At 32.5% G+C, this 19,504-nt stretch carries 16 protein-coding genes, 3 tRNA genes and 1 pseudogene; 1 reads left to right on the top strand and 19 read right to left on the bottom strand.

The window, feature by feature from the left end; genetic code table 11:
• Nucleotide 1: 1 nt before the first annotated feature.
• The 7 genes from ACKX2A_RS15575 to ACKX2A_RS15545 all read right to left on the bottom strand — a co-directional run bounded on the left by ACKX2A_RS15575 (nt 2) and on the right by ACKX2A_RS15545 (nt 8,372).
• Complete coding sequence (locus ACKX2A_RS15575; RefSeq protein ID WP_415325688.1) at nt 2-1,024, bottom strand: hypothetical protein; 1,023 nt, start codon at nt 1,022-1,024, stop codon at nt 2-4.
• Entirely contained in the window at nt 1,017-2,732 is a 1,716-nt protein-coding gene (locus ACKX2A_RS15570) for an APC family permease (protein ID WP_415325687.1), read from the bottom strand. The genes ACKX2A_RS15575 and ACKX2A_RS15570 overlap by 8 nt, the downstream gene beginning before the upstream one ends.
• Nucleotides 2,722-5,118, bottom strand: coding sequence for a hypothetical protein (locus tag ACKX2A_RS15565; RefSeq protein WP_415325685.1), 2,397 nt, complete (start codon nt 5,116-5,118; stop codon nt 2,722-2,724). The genes ACKX2A_RS15570 and ACKX2A_RS15565 overlap by 11 nt, the downstream gene beginning before the upstream one ends.
• Nucleotides 5,109-5,852: a hypothetical protein gene (locus tag ACKX2A_RS15560; RefSeq protein WP_415325684.1), complete on the bottom strand. Its 744-nt coding sequence runs from the start codon at nt 5,850-5,852 to the stop codon at nt 5,109-5,111. The genes ACKX2A_RS15565 and ACKX2A_RS15560 overlap by 10 nt, the downstream gene beginning before the upstream one ends.
• Nucleotides 5,825-6,958: an AAA family ATPase gene (locus ACKX2A_RS15555; protein ID WP_415325682.1), complete on the bottom strand. Its 1,134-nt coding sequence runs from the start codon at nt 6,956-6,958 to the stop codon at nt 5,825-5,827. The genes ACKX2A_RS15560 and ACKX2A_RS15555 overlap by 28 nt, the downstream gene beginning before the upstream one ends.
• Nucleotides 6,959-7,073: 115 nt before the next feature.
• On the bottom strand, nt 7,074-7,715 hold the full coding sequence (locus ACKX2A_RS15550) for a hypothetical protein (RefSeq protein ID WP_415325681.1): 642 nt from the start codon (nt 7,713-7,715) through the stop codon (nt 7,074-7,076).
• 267 nt (nt 7,716-7,982) lie between these two features.
• Nucleotides 7,983-8,372 carry a VOC family protein gene (locus ACKX2A_RS15545; RefSeq protein WP_415325680.1) on the bottom strand — a complete coding sequence of 130 codons (390 nt, stop codon included), beginning with the start codon at nt 8,370-8,372 and terminating at the stop codon, nt 7,983-7,985.
• 157 nt (nt 8,373-8,529) lie between these two features.
• Between ACKX2A_RS15545 and deoD the strand changes: the two genes are divergently transcribed.
• Complete coding sequence (gene deoD / locus ACKX2A_RS15540; protein WP_415325679.1) at nt 8,530-9,240, top strand: purine-nucleoside phosphorylase; 711 nt, start codon at nt 8,530-8,532, stop codon at nt 9,238-9,240.
• A 74-nt stretch (nt 9,241-9,314) separates the two neighbouring features.
• On the opposite strand, the gene ACKX2A_RS15535 is transcribed toward deoD, so the two are convergent.
• The 12 genes and pseudogenes from ACKX2A_RS15535 to ACKX2A_RS15480 form a co-directional block, all read right to left on the bottom strand.
• Complete coding sequence (locus ACKX2A_RS15535; RefSeq protein WP_415325678.1) at nt 9,315-10,100, bottom strand: TatD family hydrolase; 786 nt, start codon at nt 10,098-10,100, stop codon at nt 9,315-9,317.
• A gap of 329 nt (nt 10,101-10,429) precedes the next feature.
• Nucleotides 10,430-10,499 (bottom strand) — tRNA-Val (locus tag ACKX2A_RS15530).
• Nucleotides 10,500-10,585: 86 nt separating this feature from the next.
• Nucleotides 10,586-10,657 (bottom strand) — tRNA-Gly (locus tag ACKX2A_RS15525).
• 86 nt (nt 10,658-10,743) lie between these two features.
• A tRNA-Asp gene (locus ACKX2A_RS15520) sits at nt 10,744-10,817 on the bottom strand.
• Nucleotides 10,818-10,826: 9 nt separating this feature from the next.
• On the bottom strand, nt 10,827-12,191 hold the full coding sequence (locus tag ACKX2A_RS15515; RefSeq protein WP_415325676.1) for an SDR family oxidoreductase: 1,365 nt from the start codon (nt 12,189-12,191) through the stop codon (nt 10,827-10,829).
• Between the two features lie 284 nt (nt 12,192-12,475).
• On the bottom strand, nt 12,476-13,126 hold the full coding sequence (locus ACKX2A_RS15510; RefSeq protein WP_415325674.1) for a hypothetical protein: 651 nt from the start codon (nt 13,124-13,126) through the stop codon (nt 12,476-12,478).
• A gap of 102 nt (nt 13,127-13,228) precedes the next feature.
• Entirely contained in the window at nt 13,229-13,942 is a 714-nt protein-coding gene (locus tag ACKX2A_RS15505) for a DUF434 domain-containing protein (protein WP_415325673.1), read from the bottom strand.
• A gap of 10 nt (nt 13,943-13,952) precedes the next feature.
• A complete protein-coding gene (locus ACKX2A_RS15500) occupies nt 13,953-14,945 on the bottom strand; it encodes a hypothetical protein (RefSeq protein ID WP_415325672.1) in 993 nt (330 codons plus the stop codon).
• A gap of 181 nt (nt 14,946-15,126) precedes the next feature.
• Nucleotides 15,127-15,391 (bottom strand): annotated as a pseudogene (locus tag ACKX2A_RS15495) (type IV secretion protein Rhs); the annotation flags it as partial.
• Between the two features lie 472 nt (nt 15,392-15,863).
• Nucleotides 15,864-16,907 (bottom strand): hypothetical protein, encoded by a 1,044-nt coding sequence (locus tag ACKX2A_RS15490; RefSeq protein ID WP_415325670.1) that lies wholly within the window; start codon nt 16,905-16,907, stop codon nt 15,864-15,866.
• Between the two features lie 320 nt (nt 16,908-17,227).
• The gene (locus ACKX2A_RS15485) at nt 17,228-17,743 is read right to left on the bottom strand and encodes a hypothetical protein (RefSeq protein ID WP_415325669.1); all 516 of its coding nucleotides are present in this window, start codon (nt 17,741-17,743) and stop codon (nt 17,228-17,230) included.
• Between the two features lie 653 nt (nt 17,744-18,396).
• Nucleotides 18,397-19,500 (bottom strand): hypothetical protein, encoded by a 1,104-nt coding sequence (locus ACKX2A_RS15480; RefSeq protein ID WP_415325667.1) that lies wholly within the window; start codon nt 19,498-19,500, stop codon nt 18,397-18,399.
• Nucleotides 19,501-19,504 lie beyond the last annotated feature (4 nt).

Raw genomic sequence — 19,504 nt, 5'->3', positions numbered from 1 at the left:
ATTAATTCCTAAACATTCTATTTCTCCCCGTTTTATACCTAGAAATATCTTTCAAAATCACCTCATCATCAGGATTGAAATGTTTTAATTCATTCACAATTTCTGAGCGGGTTGATACTTTTTCTGCAATGATTTCGTAGGCAATATTTCTTGTTGTACTTTGAAGTTTCGGATCTTTTTTAAATTCATACTTCATCGCTTCAAGATAAGTGATCTTTTTATCGGAAGGTGTTTTTTCATACAGCTCCTGAATTTGCTGATCGAGTTTTTTAACGTCAAAAATATTCGCAAAATAATTATTCAGACAATTGAATGCATCAAGATCTTCCTCCCAACCTTTCAGCAAAATTTTCTGAGCTTCATCGGGCATTTCCATTTTTTTACGATAAATAAGCGATCCTTTTACCATTTGACTGTTGTTTACATAATCGTCCACAACCATCTGATAATAGGTGTTTGCACTTTTAACATCATTAATTTCACGATACAAATCTCCTACTTTTTCTTTTTGCTCGAGTTCTTTATACAAATCAATAGCCTTTCTGTATTGTTTGGCTTTTTCATAACAATGTGCTGCTTCGGATTTATTTTTTAATTTTTTAAGATAAATCACTGCCGCTTCATTATATAAACCGCCGTCTTCCAAGGTTTTTGCTCCACGATAATTGTCACGAAGCAAATTCATATACACTTTCGCTGCTCTTCTGTAATCTTTTTCGTTGATGTATTTTTGAGCAAGATCCTCATATTTATTCCTGATTTTATCGAAAAGTGAAGCTTCGAGATAGAAATTTCCGCCACCATTTGCACCTCTTCTCCCCGATTGATTTTTCTCTTTTTCTTTCTTTTCCAACTGCATTAACACCGCAAAAATGATGAAAGCTACAATCGCAAAAATCACCAAAGTCCCGATCACACTCCAAAAACTCTGATGAAAAAGCTGAGCAAAAATCCCGATAACCTTAATGATTACCAGAATGAAAAATGCCGCCATGAATTTGTCTATAAATTTCTGCCTATTCATCTTTGTCTGAGTTTAAAATGGTTTTGTCTTCGCTGAAAAGACGGTAAAGAAGCAACACAACACCGATAATGAGAATCCACACAAACCAGTTGTAGCCGAACATTTCGATCAACGGATAGAAAATATATGCCAACATTCCGACAAGCACGATGACAAGAAAAATTTTAATTCCTCTTGGTACATTGTCTCCTCCGATGTTTAAAGATCTTTTCCTTACGATAAAATTATACAGCCCAACAACGCCTGTCATGAAAATTATTAACCAAATAATTTCCGAGAAAGAAATATTGTATTCTGAATAGGGCTTTTCACTTTCAGAACTTGTTGCTACTGGAGGTGGTTTACTCTGAACAATTGGTGGTTCAACGATCTCTTTTGTTCCGTAAAGTCGACCTAAAGAATCTTCAATCAACTTTTGTTTTTTCTTTAAAACTGTTTTTACAATTCCTTCATCGGCTGGTTTTCCTGAACTTACATTTTTTAAAGAGTCCGTAATTTTCTTCTTATATTTTTCTTCGCTTTGAGCTAAATATTTAATAATTTTCTTGCGATACACTCTTTTTAAAGAATCGGTCGCAGAAATTGTTTTGTTATTCAATTTAGAAATATCATTCTGAATTTTATCAATCGGTCTTCCCCCATTCTTTAAATATTCTTCATAACTTTTCTCATTAGGCATATTCTTTTTAAATGAAGCATTTAAATGTTCATCCATCAGGTTTTTCCGCTGTCTTCCGTACATCGAATCGATCTTCATATCAATATCCGTAACTCCAGATTGATAGGCTACGACAGGTTTCATCATATTTTGATCCACGTTTGAAACCTTTCCTGATGATGCAATTGGAGGACTTTGCCCAGGTTCGTCTTTACTCACATGCATGAAAAATCTGAACAAAGCAATTCCTATTAAAAAAGCCCAGAAAACCCAGCGATATTTTTCGGAATATGTAGATTTTTCGCCATTTTCAGAATTTCCTCCGAATAATTTTCCCAACCACGAATTTTGAAATTTAAAAATCCCAAAGCCGTCACCTCTCGAAGTTCCCATCACATCAAGCGGAACTCCTAATTCTACAGCTCTATCAGGATATTTTTCGATATATTTTAAATATTTTTCAATCTCCTTTTTGTTTCCGGCCATTACTTTTTTAAGGTCGAAAGGAAGATTTTTCATCCATTCTTCTTCAGTTTGCGGCTTTTGAAGAGCTTCCAGAATTTTCTCATCATCCATTTCAACGGTGTAACTCTCAATTTTCTGAGGAATTTTCACCCCATTCAAAGGTTTTCGGATTTTATCTTCCGAGTGTTTTGGATTTTGAATAATAGAAAGCCAATCGATTTCTTCAGTTAATTTTACCAATCCGAAATCAGGATGCATCATTAAAAACTCAGCATCGATATTTTGCCAGTCTTCAGGATTGAGTTTCGGATAAAAAGTCGTGTTTTCAGGAATGAAAAATTTACTATCAATACACTGAAAATATGAATTTCTTCCAATTTCGCTTGGAGCAGTATTTGGAAAAATCAAAAAACAGCCATGCAAAACATTTGGTTCGTTGGAAGGAATTGGAAATGATTGAATTTGATTTAAATCTACTCCTAATATTTCCATTTCGCGAAGCCACGTCAATGGTGAAGAACCCTTTATTAAAAGTCCTTTTTTAGGATAATTATTTTTCGGAAAAGGTTTAATTTTAAGTTCCATATTCCCAAATTTGGTCTATAAATCTCTCGAGACACTCTTCATACATCTCTTCCATTTTTTTCACTTTCAACAGTGTACTTTGAGGTAAATAATATTCAGAACCGCCAAATTCCGTGTTTGTCGCCAACGCCAAAAACCCATAATCCGTCGATGGAATGTAGAATTCCGGAATATTTTTATTGCTACTTTTGAAAGTCAGCATTCCTCTTGAATCTGTGATAATCTCGCTTCCGTCGGAAAACGTAAATCGGTTTTTATTCTGTTCCGCACAAATTCTCAACGGATGTCTGTTTCTATACAACGTTATTGATCCATCATATAATTTATTCAACTCGCTATTCGAAATCACAAGATTTTTTTCTGTATTGATTCCGATATTGCTGAAATTATTTAAAATTTTAATTCCGCTGTTTGAAAGTTTTTTAATTTCTGTTTCAACTTTGGACGTATTTTTGTCCATTTCTTTATCCTTTTCAAGTACTTCTTCTAAATAAATATTTCCGTCAATAGGTATTTTATAACTATATGGAATATCGTGTTGATGAAGATAAAAGCTCTTGTCATAATATACTAGCTTATGGTTTAGCGGAATTTTTTGTCCTGTCAAATTCAGTTCAGAATATTCTTTTGTATTTAAATTTAATTTAGAAATCAATTTTTTATCCGGTTGATACTGACATAAAATAAATTCCTGCTGCTTATTTCTTGCCAAAGCAAACTGACCTTTTGGTTTCACAGAAATATCTTCAATTAAAACTTCACAGCCGTGATGAATTTTATAATAATCGTAATAATTTTTATTATAATAATTATCAGATAAATACGTTCTCAACAATTGTTTTTTATTGCTTAAAATATAAAATTCGCCTTCATATAAAAATGTTGCCATTTTATTAACCGGCGCTGGAAATAAGATCGGATAATTTAAAGGAACATCAGCTCTTTTTCCGTTGCTGGAAGCGTTACTTTCCCTTCTTTGTCTTCTCTGAGGTGGATTTGCCCACAATTCCTGAAGCGGAAGCACAATTTTTTGAATATGTTTTCTCGTTCCTTTGTGATGTTTGTAAAAATTCAATTCGCCATCTGAGGAGGTTGTAACTAAAAATTTCAACCGATCCCGATTTTCGTGAATGACTTTTTGAAGATTTTGATTGACTAAATTTTCCTGGTTGGTGATAAAAAAAACTTCCAGATCTTTTTCTGTATGCTCTTCATTAAAGAACTTTTCCAGTGCATGAGAAACTTCAAGAACCGGACTCACCTGATTCAAATTTTCCACAACTTCATCTACTTTATCCAGTGAAATAGGGATATTGGTTTGTCCCAATGCAAAAACTTTACATTCTGAATGTGCTTTTGGATGCTTGATGACCGCAATCGCCGATGCAAACGCCAAAACTTTAGGCGTTCCCCAGTTTTTCAGGGAAGTATCAATTAAAATAATTCGTTCAAAAATATTTTCTTCAGGCGGAATTTCACGTTGAATGTACAACGCTTCGTTGTTCGCGACACGATTCATGAAAACCTCGTCTTCATTGGCAAATTCGGACAAAAGCATTCTGTGGAGTTCGCCTTTATTGGTCATATCGGAGATTCCCCCAATTGGCTGTTCACCTGGTGAAAGGTGACGCATTGGGATTTTCAGACCACTCCAGATTCTTTTAATTAAACTTCCGACTTGGAAAGTTTTTGGTTCTTCAATTAATTGTTGGATAAAGTCTTTATCGGTTTCTACAGTTGTTTCTTCTTCAATAACTTCGTCTTCAATATCTGTAATTTTCAAGTTACCTTTCATTACTTGAATAATCATTTCACTTGAAGGAAACTTTTCATTCAAAGCAACTAAAATTCCCAGATCTTTGGAAAATTTAGAAACAGTAATTTCTATTTTCTGCGCTGACTCGGCAATTTTTCGTGAATTTCGTAAATATCCGTTTAAAATATATTCCGATTGTTTTTCCGAAACTTTTTCGGACGAATATTTAAATACCGTCTGTAAAAGGAGAACTCTATTCCTTCCTCTTTTATAATTACTCGGCAAAGATTTTAATGTTTCTAAAAATTGAAATGCCGGGCGAATCAAATGTTTAATATATTCATGACCTGCCAAAGGATGTTTTCTCAGATTTGTTTTAATCCCTTTAATATCCAAATAACCTTCGTTTGTTGCATATAAAGCCAGTAAAAGTGGACCTAAAAGAGGTAGGCCTGTAAGTTGAAATTCCTTTAAAATTTCTATTAAATAAGGTCTATAGACAACCGCTCCTATTTCGGGAATCGAAATAAGATTGTTTTCATTATATCCGGTGTCGTCGGGAACGTCTTCGTCTGTCGTCCACTCCCAGAAATAATTTTCGTATGATTGGAAATAATCTTTTACATCCATTCCTGTGATTTTTCAGTCAGACGGAATGAGCTTACGGATAATTTGCGGAAATCATTTTTATCAAGATGTAAAACACTTCCGTTTTCGTTCCATAAAAGCCATTTATCCAGACTTGCATTATATTTTCTTTGTAACAAAGAGCTCAAATTTTTAAACTCAAAATCGAAACCAGTTGGCAAAAGATGGTTGTCTTTCATCCAGAATGTTTTTCCGGGAAAACTCAGTAACGGAGTTCCTAAAAATAATGCTTTATTATTAATGACAATCCAATCCAATTTTTCCAATTTAAATTTTGGTAAGGCGATTATTGCTTCTTTGATATCATGAATCGAACTTAATAAAGCTGCTGTTGGTTGCTCTTCTTCGCTTGGTTTTAATTTAATTTCAACTTTTTCATCAATTCCGAAAAAATTTTGGTTTGATGATGGAAAAGTTAATCGTAATGCTTTATCAATCGGTGTCCAAAGCAAAGCCGTTCTTACTTTTTTACTCGGAACCAACGCATCTTTTCGGAATAAAAGTCCGTCTTTTAATTCATATAAAACAAAATTGGGCAACTGCAGAATTTCCGAAGAAACTGCTTGTTCATCAGTAAAACCTTTCAGCCAAATTGTATCTTCTTCCAATGCGATCTGAACATTTTTCCAGTCTCGGATCGAGCCCAGAAAATCTTCATCAACACGGGGAAGCTCTGCCCAAAAATCTTTTAAACTGTCTGAAGAATCTTTTGCCATAGACTTTCGATTTCTTGTTGAATGTATTGTTTCTGTTCAGGATTTTTGATCCAGTCACAACGCGTTTGAAGATATCTTAATTTATCTTTGATTACGTTTTGTTCTTCAAAGCTCAAGGTTTCATTATTCCATTTTTCAACCAGAATTTTCACGTCCTTCATCACTTCTTCCGGATTCGGCGTTTTGTTTTGCAAAGCCTGTGGATGAGATTTCGGATTGTCGTCTTTTTCAATCGTTCGGTTGATAATTCCTTCTAAAATTTCGATCTGTTCTTCGGTATCCCAAATGTGTTTCAATACCCATAAATCCGAAAGAATGGCTTCATTTCTGCCGCAAATTAATGCACTTGCTGCGATCAGATTCTGTAATTTCACTGCTCGACGGTCGGAAATGGCAATTCCTGTATTTCGAAGATTGATAATTGTATTTAAATATACTTCGTAAATTGGCTTTAAATCAATTGTTTTACAAACATTTTGTAATTCTTTTATTTCGTGCGAAAGAATTTCCGGAGTTTCAGTTTCGATATTGTTTTCCAGTTTTCTTCCAGCTAAAAGTACCTGTTGAAGAAGATCGGGATTTACATAATCTACATTAATTCTAATCAAAAAACGGTCGAACAAAGCGTTCAAGGCTTCATCTTCGGGAAGAACGTTACTCGCTCCGACGAACATCAACGCAGGAAGATTTTTCGTTTCTTTTCCTCTTTTGAAAATCTTTTCGTTTAACGCCATCAAAAGGGAATTCAGAATCGCAGAATTGGCATTAAAAATTTCATCCAGAAAAACCATTGATGCTTCCGGCATCATACCTTCTGTGTTTGTCAAGAGTTCACCTTCTTTTAATTTTCTGATATCGAAAGGACCGAAAATCTCGTTCGGTTCGGTGAAACGTGTTAAAAGATATTCGAAATTTTTTCCGTCTTTTACGGTTTTTGCTAAAGTTCTTACAATAGCGGATTTTGCTGTTCCAGGAGGACCGTACAAAAAGGCATTTTCTCTTGCCAAAAGACAGATTCCCAATAAATCTACTACGTCATTTTTTCCGACAAAAGTGTCTTTAACGTAAGTAAGAACGGTATTTAATTTTTCTATATTTTGAGTCATTAATTATTGTTTTTTTGTTGCTTCTTTTTTAACGCAAAGTCCGCAAAGTTTCTTTTTGACTACTAAATTTTTTCAAGTTCGCAAAGACGTTTCACTTATATAAGAACGCAAAGGTTTAATTATTCTTTATTTTCAATTCTCTCCAAAAGATATCTTTATACATCCCAAATTCGGCGATGAGCAGTTGATTGATGTACGGAATTTCTGCCAAAGAATAGGCTTTCTTTTCCACAATCCTTTCTAGATATAATTTTCGGTAGGTTTTGTCTTTTAATTCTTCTTCCCAGTTGATGTTTTCCAGTTCCAAATCGAATCCGATGGCGGAATAATGAAATTGTTTTAAAATATTCTCCAACATTTTAATAAGAGCATCTTCTGGATCTGCACTTTGTAGAACAGCAATGATTTGAGGTAAAAATCTTAAAGATAAATCGGCAGATAATATGGATGAAATATCTCGTTTTCCTTTAAATGAAGGAATTAATTTATTTAAATCTTTTGCTGTATTTTCTCTGATCAGATGCAATTGTGCGCTGTGATACATTACTTTTGCCGCCCAAACAGCAGTTTCGCGGTCGCAGTTGATCTGATCGGATAGAAATTCTAACCGTTCTTTTTCGAATTCAGATTCAAAATAATCAGCAGCATCCTGTTCTTCTTTTTGAGAAATTTCCTGAATGTCTGTGAAAATTGTAATGCATTCTTCTTTTCGAAGCAGAAACAATGTGTCTAAAAATGGGGATTTAGTTTCCATCATCTAACAAAAATAAAAATATTATTTGTGAATCATCAATTTTGTTTGCAAGTTAGTAAGTTGATTGCTTACAATTGATTAGGAAACTTGGGAATGAGGTAATTATTGTTTAAATCATATTTAAAATTGATTTTTTTTGAATTATCGTTTTGATCGGATTTCATCCGACCCTGAATTAAATCGTCCCTTCGGGACTCTTTCTTTTTGATGAAAAAAAAATTCGGCTCAGATCTTCGATCTGAGTCGAGCCAAAATAAATTTTAGATTTAACTATTTTAAAATTTCAATGATATTATTTTCAGGATCTAGAATGACACTTTCGTAATATCCATCACCGGAAGTTCTAGGTTCACTTACCACTTTGTAGCCGTCATTTCGTAGAGTTTCAGTCAATTCATCAACTTTTTCTTTGCTTCCTGTTTCAAATGCAAGATGAATAATCCCAAATTTCTGAGCTTCAAAAGAATTATCTCCTTCCTCTATGTCAGGTCTTGTCATGATTTCCAACCTGCTGCCGTTTTCAAAACTTAAAAAATAAGAGTTGAAATTTTTTACAGGATTATGATATTTTTCATTGGAAACAGCTCCGAAATATTTTTCATAGAAACTTCTCATGATCTCCAAATCTTTTACCCAAAACGCAACGTGTTCTATTTTCATTTAATTTAAATTTTATTTAAAGATAATAATGTCCATTGGCTTTACAAGTGTTTTTTGTCATTACTAAACATAAAATAGCTTAAGTCTTCAGTCTCTTTTGCGGTTAAATAATTCACTATTCACATATTTGTTATCTTTGCAGTTCGAAAATAAAATTATGAGTATTCACATCAGTGCAAAAAAAGGAGAAATTGCAAAAGTTGTTTTACAGCCTGGGGATCCATTACGTGCTAAATATATTGCAGAAAACTATCTTGAAAACGCAAAATTAGTAAGCCAAACAAGAGGAATCTTCTATTATACAGGGCTTTATAAAGGTAAAGAAATCACCGTGGGTGCAAGTGGAATGGGTTTTCCGAGCATCGGAATTTATTCTTTTGAGTTGTTTACGGAATACGAGGTTGATACAATCATCAGAATCGGAACTTGTGGCGCATATACAACCGATCTGAAAACTTTTGATATCTTAAATGTTGAAAAAGCAGCAAGTGAAAGTACATACGCAAAATTTGCCTGGGAAATTGAGGATGAAATTATTTCACATCAGGGAAGTATTTTCGACACAATCAATGCAACAGCAAACGATTTATCTTTAAAAACTAAAGCAATTAACGTTCACAGTAGTGATATTTTCTACAGAAAAGATCCGGCTGTTCCGGCGATTGCGACAAAATATAACTGTCCTGCTGTTGAAATGGAGGCTTTTGGATTATTTGCGAATGCTCAACATTTAGGAAAAAATGCAGCAACAATTCTTACTGTAACGGATATTATTCCGACTCATGAGAAAATTTCTGCCGATCAAAGAGAAACAGCTTTGAAACCAATGATGGAATTAGCTTTGGAATCGGCAATTAAAAGTTTATAAAAAAAATAAAGCTGTTATTATTAGCTTTAAAATATTCAATGAAAAGAGTTTTACATGAACTGTAGAACTCTTTTTTATATTCTGAAAAAATTTCTTGCGACGTCTGTCGTTTCGTCGGCGACTTCCGAAATGCTTATCTTTTTTAAGTTAGCGATGGTTTGAGCAACGTAAGGCAAAAATGATGGTTCGTTTCTGCGATTCTGCATTCTTGGCATATTTTTCGGCAGCATAAAAGGCGCATCGGTTTCGATCATCATTCTATCAAGCGGTACATATTTAATGACTTCTTCTAAATGTTTAAATCTATTCTGATCACTGATCGCTCCGGTAAATCCTAAATAAAATCCTTTGTCTAAATACGTTTTCGCTTCATTTAAAGTTCCGGTAAAACAATGAACGACTGCTTCTGGAAGTTTGGATAAATATTCGTCGGTGATTTCATTAAATTTTTTAAAGGCAGATCTTTCGTGGAGAAAAAGAGGTTTACTGATTTCAATTGCCAGTTCAAGTTGCGCACGATAACACTTTTCCTGCATTGGTCTTGGCGAAAAATCTCTGTCGAAATCCAGTCCGCATTCTCCGACGGAAATGACATGGTCATGTTTTAGTAGTTTTTTTAATTCATTAATGCTTTCATTGTTGAAAGATTTTGCATCATGCGGATGAATTCCTGCCGTTGAAAATAAAATCTCAGGATAATTTTCTGCAATCTCTGCTGATTCTTTACTTCCACGAACACTTGTTCCTGTAAGGATCATTTGCTCTATCCCATTATCGAGGGCACGGTTGATAGTTTCTTCCTGTTCGTTGTAAAATTGTTTATTGGTTAAATTGGTACCAATATCGATGAATGTGTTCATTTTTTTGTTTTTATTAAATTTATTTTGTTTTTCTGTAATATTTTTCTTTTGCCTTGAAGCAAAAGAAACAAAAATTCAAGACAGGGAAACTTACGCTAAAAATTAATCATGTTCTCTAAAAATTCTAAAACTCACGCGAATTTAAAGTTTGTTCTTCGGTTCTGAGTTGGTGTCGCGCTCAAACAGTAGAATTTTCTTAACGTTCACATTATTAATTTTCTTTACGCTCCAATTTCCTAGATCGGTTTTAGCAGGGTAATATTAATCTGCGTCATCTGCAAAATCCTCGAGAGAAAATATTAATCCTTTATTCAATTTCATTAAAAAAGGGAAACAGGCAAGATTTGAACTCGCAACTTCTCGAGGTTTGAGATATTTTTCCATTTAAATTACTGCTTCCGTTTTGGGAGTACAGCAGGAGTCGAACCTGCAACCTCTGATCAGTGAGGTCAGTGTTCTTCCAAATTTAGAACTATGTACTCCAGTGAAACGGGCGGGACTCGAACCCGCAACATCTAACTTGGAAGGCTAGAGCTCTTCCTTTGAGCTACCGTTTCTATTTGGGAGATAAGCAGGATTTGAACCTGCAACTCATTTTAGCAAAATGTATTTTTCCAATTTTATTACTATTATCTCCGTTTTGAAAAGCGTGTGGGACTCGAACCCACGACCTCCGCCGTGACAGGGGCGGCATTCTTCCAGCTGAACTAACGCTTTCACTATATTTTACCAGTTATTAATTTTATAATTTTTCAATAAAACCCCATTGAAATAATTTCCGTTGATTCCTTCCACAATCGGATGCAGAATTCTCGCAGCTCCATCTACAGAATCCAATGGCGGAATATATCCCTGCTCAAACTGTTTCTTTCTTAAACTTTCCTTTGCTCCTGTGGAAATCCAACCAACATCAACTGCAGTCATATAGATTTGATCTTTTTCAAATTCTTTTGCGGAAGTGAGCGTCATCATATTCAATGCAGCCTTCGTCATATTTGTGTGCGGATGAAAAATTGTTTTATTATCATAGCTGAAAATACCTTCCGAAGACGTCACATTGACAATAAATTTTTCTTTAAAAGCAGAGTTTTTCATTAAAGGTTTTAATTCTTTAATCAAAAAATAAGGCGCAATGTGATTAATTAAATTTACCTCCACCAATTCATACATGGAAACTTCTTCCAATGTGGAATTCCAGCTTGTTTTATCTCGATTATCGACAGGTTGCCCGAAACGCGTTAAAGCAACATTTGTTTCTTCATTTTGTGCATATTCCAGTTTTCCGATTTCCGTGGAAATTGCTGTTGTGTTTGGAATTAATTTCTGATTGTTTTTAAATTCAACCAACATTTCATTTTCACGTTTAATGATGGGTAAATAATATTGATCCGGATATTTAATTGTCTGCGCTGCATTGTTGATTAAAATATCTAAAGTCTCAAAATTCGATTTATAAAAATCTATAAATTCCTGAATTGCCTTTAAATTTCTAAGATCTAAACCATATATCCAAAGTCTTTCTTTCCATTCATCATAATCTGCCTCCTGCTGCAAAGTTTCCAATGCCAACGCCGGAAAGCGGGTCGTCAAAACCAAATTGGCGCCGTTTCTCAACAATTTCAAAGCTGTTGCGAAACCTACCTTTACTCGTCCTCCTGTTAAGATTACGTTTCTTTCCTTCAAATCTGCTGATAGAAAACGTTTTTCATAATTTTCATCGGCACATTTCGGACACAGTCTCGTGTAAAAAGAATGGGCATATTGATAACTTTGGTTACAGCAGTAGCAGTTTTTGGGAATTTGTAATTTTGTAAGTTGTGTTTCGTTTTTTTGGTCGTCATAAAAAGCAGAAACTCCCGCCAAAGCCTTTTTCATCAGAACAGATTCGGAATTGATTTCCAAGTCATGTGTTTTCATTTCGGCATAACTTTCCTGACGGTTTTGCTTTTTGGCGTTTTTATGAATTTTTGTAATTAATCCCGAAAAAATATGATTATCCGGATTAGAAAAAGGTTCATCTTTCAAGGCATTCAATACCTTGAGACATGATTCCCACTCGTTTTGCGTAAAGTTGTGATTAGAAAAATCCATTGCTTTTTATTTTACTTCGACAAAATTATCGGAGCAGTGCGCAATGTTTTTACGTATTGTTTTTTTTTGTTTGGAAGATGGTAGTTTATTTCCAATTTTTATGTAGCCGACTTTCACCATAGCCCCGATTGACGCGGCATCCTTTTGGGTTGCGGGCGGAGCGAAGCGGAGCCCGTAACCCAAAAGATATAGCAGAAAGCGGGATAAAGCTTCAAATAAAAAAGTGTAAACAACCGATTGTAAAAGCTATTTTTACCTTATCAGCTTTATTTATTTTTTACGATTTATTCATTAATAAAAACTTCCAGAAAGCCAATCAATTCCTTACCTCCGTGGCTCCAGCGGATTCCGTGACCGCCTTTTTCTCTGATCTCAAAAACCAGTTCGTGCTTGTAATGAAAAAATACATTCCACCATGTTTTGCTGTCTAATATGAAATTAATTTTTTCCATCACAATCTTTTGTTTCTGTTGATTATTTCCTTTTACTTCACCCCAAAACTGGTCTTCCATTCTACCTACGTGTTTTTCCCAAGCTCTTTGGGCGATGGTAATTTCTTCGTTAAAGGGTTTTTCACAGGCTTTAATCAACAAACTTTTAAGAGGAGGAATTGCATTTTTGTCCCGAAGACTTGCGGACGTTATTCTCTGACCTAAAATATTCAGCCAAAATTCGAAAGGAATTTCCTCCAATTGTTGAGTTTTAACCTCATCCGTATTTTGTGATTCAAGAATCGTGATGAATGTGTTGAAACTTTCTGCACGATCGATTTTAATTTCTTCATTGAAAAAAGGTAAGTTCCAATCTAAATTTCCATCCTTAAACTGTTGGATGTTTTCACTTAAATTAATGAGATGCTCTTCCGCTAAAATAGCTTGATATTTTTCTTTCCAATCCTGAGAAAATAGGAAAATATAGGGTTGAAATACATTCATGGTTACATTTTTTAAACACAAACTGCACTAATTTCACAGTAGAACATAAATATTTAATGGCAGTATTTGTGAAAAACATTCGGAAAAATTTGTGTTTAAACATCAAAACATTTTTACAAGGTTAACGAAGAGCTTTTCTTCTGTCATTAAATATTTCCCAAGATTAAACCAATTTTTACAATAATCCAAAATCCAGGCATCGGAAGAAACCACAATTTCGGCATTCTCCACTAAAAATTTGTCGGGATTGAATTGAAGATCGACTTCCCAATTGAAGTTATTTTCAACCGCAAAATCAATAATAATTTGTTTGATTCTTCCGCTATTGGAAACGGGTTGATCGAAAATCCAGAACAGTTTTTCGGCATTGGATTTTTGAAAAAATAAAGCGACCAATTCAATAGATTTCATCGTTTGGTTGACTCTTTTATACGTTCCGTGAACACCGGAAAGATCGCGAAAACAGCCATCAACTCCTTGAAAAATATAGGCTTCGGAAAGCAGACTTTCCAATAATATCAGGACATTAAAACCATCTAAATAAATTGTTTTATCCTTCAAATCTGAAATTTTAAGCTCTTTCAACTTCCTATTTTGAATTTGATTTTCTGACGCTGAAGCGCCCCGCAGAGCCTGAATTTGTCGGGTTTTCAATTTATAACGATGCGCCACCAATTCGGAAGTCGTTTTCTCAGGATAATCTCTGCTCAGTAAATACTGCATATCCTGAACCGCTGATTTCAGTTTGTCAATTTGTTTTTCTGAATTGAAAAGAGTGTCGTCGCCTGTGTTTTTGCCGCGGTTTCTGTTGTTCATGGGTAGGAAGTTATCTTTCGAAATATGTATAATAATTCACCTTAGAATCGAAAATAACCAGAGTATTTTCTTTTATTCCAAAAGTAGCATCATCATTAATATAATCAAAGCTTTCTAATAATATTTCTCCATTCACTTTCAAAAGATTGTATTTATTGTCCTTTTTAAAAGCTCCTATAACTCCCACCTGATAAGCCGGAGTAATACATTCGAAGGGGGTTGAAAGAATTAAATTAAGTTTATTATTTTCATACACATAATAATTCCAAGTATTATTTTCAAACAACATAAAATAATTTCCTACGAATTTGGCATTTTCATATTTTATTTTCAAAATTTCATGTCCATCGGTATTACGTAAGCCATATTTATTTTTCTTTTTTACTATAAGCAGATTTCTAATCGAGTTACCTTTATACAACAAATCTTGTTGCTTAATGATAGAGTCTACTTCCGTTTTAAAGATTGGCTCATTTTTCTCATTATTTAAATTATATTTCCCATTTTTTGCTTTTAATACAAAATAATCGGGTGTTGCCGGTTCTGCACAATAAATTGCATTTTCTTTAGGCGTTCCTGAAAGTAAATCATACATTCCATCTTCCAATATTACATATTTTTCATATGAAGATAATTTAACACCATAGGAGTCTGAGTAAAAGATGAATTTCCCATTTTTATCGATTATTCCCCAACGCCCGTTATATTTTACAAGTGCCGATTTTCCTACAAAAGGATAAGCTATTGTATATCCATAAGAAAATATTTTCTTTTTGGTTCTGCTATTATAGTAGTAAAAGCTACTCAAATTGTTGTCACCAGAATCATATTGTTTCGAATTGCTTACAAAAATTGTATCATCAACTGACCTACTAATAAAGCTACTCAACATATAAATATCAATTTTATCTCTAAACTTATTAAGCTGATTTTGTGAGTAAGCACTCGTCGAAAAAAGCAAAAAAATAAAAAATATATAAGTAATCTTTCTTTGGAATTTCATACTAAAAAGTTTTTTAAAATAATATATAATAAGAAGATGGGTTCTGTAAGGAAAAATCTTTTGAAGAAATAAAATAATTTTATTTCAACTTTAATGTAATTGTCCTCCTGTAAATATTCTAATTACAAATTTATAGTTTAGGATTAAATGTCTTCTAGAGTTTTTATTAGTGTAATTCAGCATCATTCGGCGCATTCACATTAATATTCCCCGCTCCATCCATCAAATATGTATTCCCACTTGGATCTTCAATAAAAACCGAACCTTCCGAATCATTTAAAATAATCTTAGTTCCTGATCGTGTGTGGATCACTTTTTATCATTCCCGGAAGTATGATAAGAACTTGTTTCGCTTCCGTTGTAATGTGTTCCCATTACGAAAGGTTTTTCGGCGTTTTGAGATTTAAAACCAATCAAACTTCTTTTCCAATTTCGGGGATAAAGTAACTTTTATAAATAGAATTTTTAAATCAGGTCTAATATTATTGATCTAAATTTTAGTTTTATGCTCAATGTATCTAAAGAATATTACAAAAATAACAGCACTTCCAATTATTATAAAAAAATATGATTTAAATATAACTGCGATAATTTCTTCTTTAAAAGTATACGAACTCCATGAAGATACTCTATCTGAAAATATACTATAACTGTTAAATATGCTTAATATAATAAAAAATAAAGTTGAAATAAAGGCGAATATTATTTTTTTTAATCTTATCGTTTTCAGAAAATAAATTATTATAAAAAAGATAACTAATGCCAACATTGAATTTACGAATACATCTTTAAAAAATGTACAACTTAAACATGATGCTGATGGCATATTTGAATACGAATACATTGATGAGTAAGAAATTATAAATAAAATCAAAAAATAAAGTGTATTAAATAATATAGTTTTAAAATATTTCATTTTTATTTCCTTGGTTTTTTACCTTTTTCAAAAATAAACATCCCTCCTTCTAAAATTCCTGATGGAGAATCTCCCGATCTAGGTTCTAAAAAAGCTCCATTCGAATTCCAAAGAGATTCATCCCAATTACTACCTCCTAATGTTGCTCTATACCAATCTTTAGGGTTAAATGGACTACTAACATCTTCATCTTCAATCGTCATATATTCCGATTTATATTTCTTATCGCCATCATCTTTCCAAGTCGAAATATAATTGCTTCTTCTCAAAAATGCATGCACTTTACCATCTAAATAATCTGCAAACTCTTGTGCCAAACTCTCTTCCGGCTTAACCAATTTTATAGTTTCAGAATCATATTTGTAAGAGGGATTTGCTGTTACAATTCTTCCATCACTATTACCTGTTCTACAAGCATAAGAATATATAATAGGATGCTTAATGAAAGATTCTTTTTTCAATTTCCGAACATCTTCTTTTTTAAACCTTTGCTGTTCTTCATGTTTACCATCTAAACCAAAATCCAATACACTTGGTAAACCATGAGAAAATATCTTTATAGTACTTATTTTATTTTTTTTCCTATCAATAGTTACATCTCCATTATTAATATAATTTATCAAATCAGTAATCGTATTAATTTGTTTAAAATAAACATTTTTATTCCATTTTTTTGCATCTCTTTTAATTATACTAATTTGCATAGTTGTAAATTTATCTTTAAAAATAAGTATATTAACAAACTTACTAAATCTATAATTTTCCTTAATTTCTCTTATTGCTTGTGCTGGAAACATTAATTTATTTCCATATGATTCAGAGTGTTGCTCTGTTCCAACAACTAATAATATTTCACCTTGTTCAATATCACTTTCACTAAATACTTTTTCATCTAGTAATTTAAAAAAAGCGTATATCTTTAACTTAGAAGAACTATTATTTTCTAATATTTTATGAGCTATATCTTTAAATCCTTTACACGAAACATCTTTGAGATCCCTTACAGAACCTTCGTCATATTTTACTGCCCATCGTAGGCTTTGCAATTCATCTTTTGTAGGTTCTCTATTAAATTTAACTACTTTATATGTATACCATTTATTTTTTTCAGCAATATCAACTCTTTTATTGTTTGTATCAAACGGTCCATCAATCTGTAAAACTTTTAATTCTTGTGAAGGTTTTTTGTCCTTATTTTTTGCATTAATTACTCCACCTTTTTTTCCAATCTGAATATGTTTTCGTCCAGAGATATTATATGTTTTTTTACTTTCCTCAAGTATTTGGCCTGTTGATTTCCCCTTAATACTCTTAGCAAAAATCTTAATCTGACCTTTTTTTCCTGTGATGACATAAGTTGTATTTTTTATGAATTATGCCCTTTTTCTCCTGAAAGATTATGTACAGTTTCTTCACTATTTTGTATATAATCTTTTCCTGCTGAAACATCAATATTTTCAAAAGCATTTTTATGAATATCTGTCGCTTCATAAGAATAACTTTCACTAGCAATTTTTGTAATATTTGTGGCATTAAGCATATAATCTTGTACCACATTCTGCATCATCATTCCACCCGCAAAACTACTGTGATTCACACCTGCTGTTTCAGAAATGTTCATTCCCGCATTAGATGTTATATTCATACCTGCTGTTATCGTAACATTTTCTCCTGCTGTAAAAGTCATATTCTTCGGCGCATTCACATTAATATTTCCCGCTCCGTCCATTAAATACGTATTTCCACTCGGGTCCTCTATAAAAACCGAACCTTCCGAATCATTCAAAATGATCTTAGTTCCGCTTCGTGTATGAATCACTTTTTTATCATTTCCAGAAGTATGATAAGAACTCATTTCACTTCCATTGTAATGTGTTCCCATTACAAAAGGCTTTTCGGCATTTCCACTTTCAAAACCGATTAAAACTTCTTCTCCGATTTCTGGGATAAAATGAACTCTTTTCCGCTGTCAGAATTGAGGCTGTATTACAACGTAATGTTTTTATATTTTTTAATAGAAAATGTAATATTTAATATAAAAATTAATGATATGAAAATATATAATATATTTTCAACTGATGAATAATTTTGATTGTAATAAAAAAGCTCTGAAATATTTGAAAGCTCAAATAAATAAATACATAATAATAATATTATATTAAGAATAAGCAATGATTTGAACCTCTCATTACTAAAAATTTGAAAAGGAACTAATAAAATAAAAAAATTAAAAATAAACAAAAATGGTATAGATGAACCAGAACCAAATTGAAGAGTGTTAAAAATTAGCCCTACAAATAAAATATTCGCATTAAGGTATCTGTACCTGACTATAGAATTAAAAATTAAAATTAAAATTAAAGTTAACAACCAATTGAAAAAAATAATTGTTTTTGTTAGAGAGAAGCATTCTGTACTAGAATCACAAAATAAGCCTAAATCAAATTTTGAATTATATATAATTATATAGCCTAAATAACTAATTAAGCCCACCGAGAGATAACCTAGTAATAATAATTTTTTCCCTTTCATATATTAACCTTTTGGAAAAGCCATTGTTTCGCACGGAATAATAACATCCTTACTTTTTTGAAAAATACACATACAGTTTGGTGGACCTAGGTGGAAATCACCAGCTTTTATATCATGATAAGCACCTTGAGGTTGCCAAGGGTATTTTCCATCTATTTGAATTTCATGCCTTTTATACTCTTTGAACTTATCTTCTTTTTTTGTATAGATATTTACTTTTTCCAAATTATCAGCTATTTTTAAATCTATTCTATCCTGCTTGCTTCCCCACGTATTTTCATAATTACTTCTTTTAAGAAAAGCATGAGTCTTACAATTTATTCTATCTGCTAGCTTTTGTGCTAAACTTTCTTTCTCACCCCATGTAAACCTTTCTATTTCGGAGTCATTGTCCACACTTAATCCCGTTCTACAAGCAAAAGACCAAATTGTAGCTTCTTGTGAAAAACTGTCTGGATTTAGCATTATATAATTACTTAAATTTAGTTCATTACTATTTGCATCCTCTAAAGATTTTATATTATTATTTTTTTTGTATAAATCCCAATCTAGCATAAAAGTAATCCTGCTTGGCATTCCATGGGAATATATATAAAGATTATTAACTTTATATATACTGCCATTTTCATCAGGCTTGTTTCTATAATCTCCTTGGAAGCTTTTTGTATATCCTAAATTAATATAATTAATTAGTTCTGAAATATTTGTGATAGCAATAATTTTTATATTTTTCTTATAATTCCTAAGAGATCTTTCAAACTCAACTATCATATTAGAAGAATATCCATGTGTAAAATATAAAACAGTTTGTACACTTGATATTCTAACTCTCCTAATTGCCTGAGCCATAAACATTAATTTGTTTACAGATTTTTTATCATGTACCTCAGAAGCTACGATAACAATATTTTCATGATATAATTTGATTATTTCACTTTTATTTGGTAATATCATTTTTTCATAATTACCAATCTCATTTCCTTGTTCACCTTCCCATTGATTCTTTTCTCCTGCAGAAAATTGTAAATTTCCATTAAAGGCATGAAATAATGTATTTTTTTCACTAGTAAGAACAATTTTTCCTTCACAATATGTTTCTTTACTCATAATT

This window comes from Chryseobacterium sp. MMS23-Vi53 (genome assembly GCF_047651245.1).
Lineage (GTDB): Bacteria > Bacteroidota > Bacteroidia > Flavobacteriales > Weeksellaceae > Chryseobacterium.
This window is presented reverse-complemented; position numbering and strand designations above follow the sequence as displayed.

What these genes read in the sequence shown, in the direction of transcription:
- ACKX2A_RS15575 (WP_415325688.1), bottom strand. Translation starts at nt 1,024, where the DNA reads ATGAATAGGCAGAAATTTATAGACAAATTCATGGCGGCATTTTTCATT.
- ACKX2A_RS15570 (WP_415325687.1), bottom strand. Translation starts at nt 2,732, where the DNA reads ATGGAACTTAAAATTAAACCTTTTCCGAAAAATAATTATCCTAAAAAA.
- ACKX2A_RS15565 (WP_415325685.1), bottom strand. Translation starts at nt 5,118, where the DNA reads ATGGATGTAAAAGATTATTTCCAATCATACGAAAATTATTTCTGGGAG.
- ACKX2A_RS15560 (WP_415325684.1), bottom strand. Translation starts at nt 5,852, where the DNA reads ATGGCAAAAGATTCTTCAGACAGTTTAAAAGATTTTTGGGCAGAGCTT.
- ACKX2A_RS15555 (WP_415325682.1), bottom strand. Translation starts at nt 6,958, where the DNA reads ATGACTCAAAATATAGAAAAATTAAATACCGTTCTTACTTACGTTAAA.
- ACKX2A_RS15550 (WP_415325681.1), bottom strand. Translation starts at nt 7,715, where the DNA reads ATGATGGAAACTAAATCCCCATTTTTAGACACATTGTTTCTGCTTCGA.
- ACKX2A_RS15545 (WP_415325680.1), bottom strand. Translation starts at nt 8,372, where the DNA reads ATGAAAATAGAACACGTTGCGTTTTGGGTAAAAGATTTGGAGATCATG.
- deoD (WP_415325679.1), top strand. Translation starts at nt 8,530, where the DNA reads ATGAGTATTCACATCAGTGCAAAAAAAGGAGAAATTGCAAAAGTTGTT.
- ACKX2A_RS15535 (WP_415325678.1), bottom strand. Translation starts at nt 10,100, where the DNA reads ATGAACACATTCATCGATATTGGTACCAATTTAACCAATAAACAATTT.
- ACKX2A_RS15515 (WP_415325676.1), bottom strand. Translation starts at nt 12,191, where the DNA reads ATGGATTTTTCTAATCACAACTTTACGCAAAACGAGTGGGAATCATGT.
- ACKX2A_RS15510 (WP_415325674.1), bottom strand. Translation starts at nt 13,126, where the DNA reads ATGAATGTATTTCAACCCTATATTTTCCTATTTTCTCAGGATTGGAAA.
- ACKX2A_RS15505 (WP_415325673.1), bottom strand. Translation starts at nt 13,942, where the DNA reads ATGAACAACAGAAACCGCGGCAAAAACACAGGCGACGACACTCTTTTC.
- ACKX2A_RS15500 (WP_415325672.1), bottom strand. Translation starts at nt 14,945, where the DNA reads ATGAAATTCCAAAGAAAGATTACTTATATATTTTTTATTTTTTTGCTT.
- ACKX2A_RS15485 (WP_415325669.1), bottom strand. Translation starts at nt 17,743, where the DNA reads ATGGGAACACATTACAATGGAAGTGAAATGAGTTCTTATCATACTTCT.
- ACKX2A_RS15480 (WP_415325667.1), bottom strand. Translation starts at nt 19,500, where the DNA reads ATGAGTAAAGAAACATATTGTGAAGGAAAAATTGTTCTTACTAGTGAA.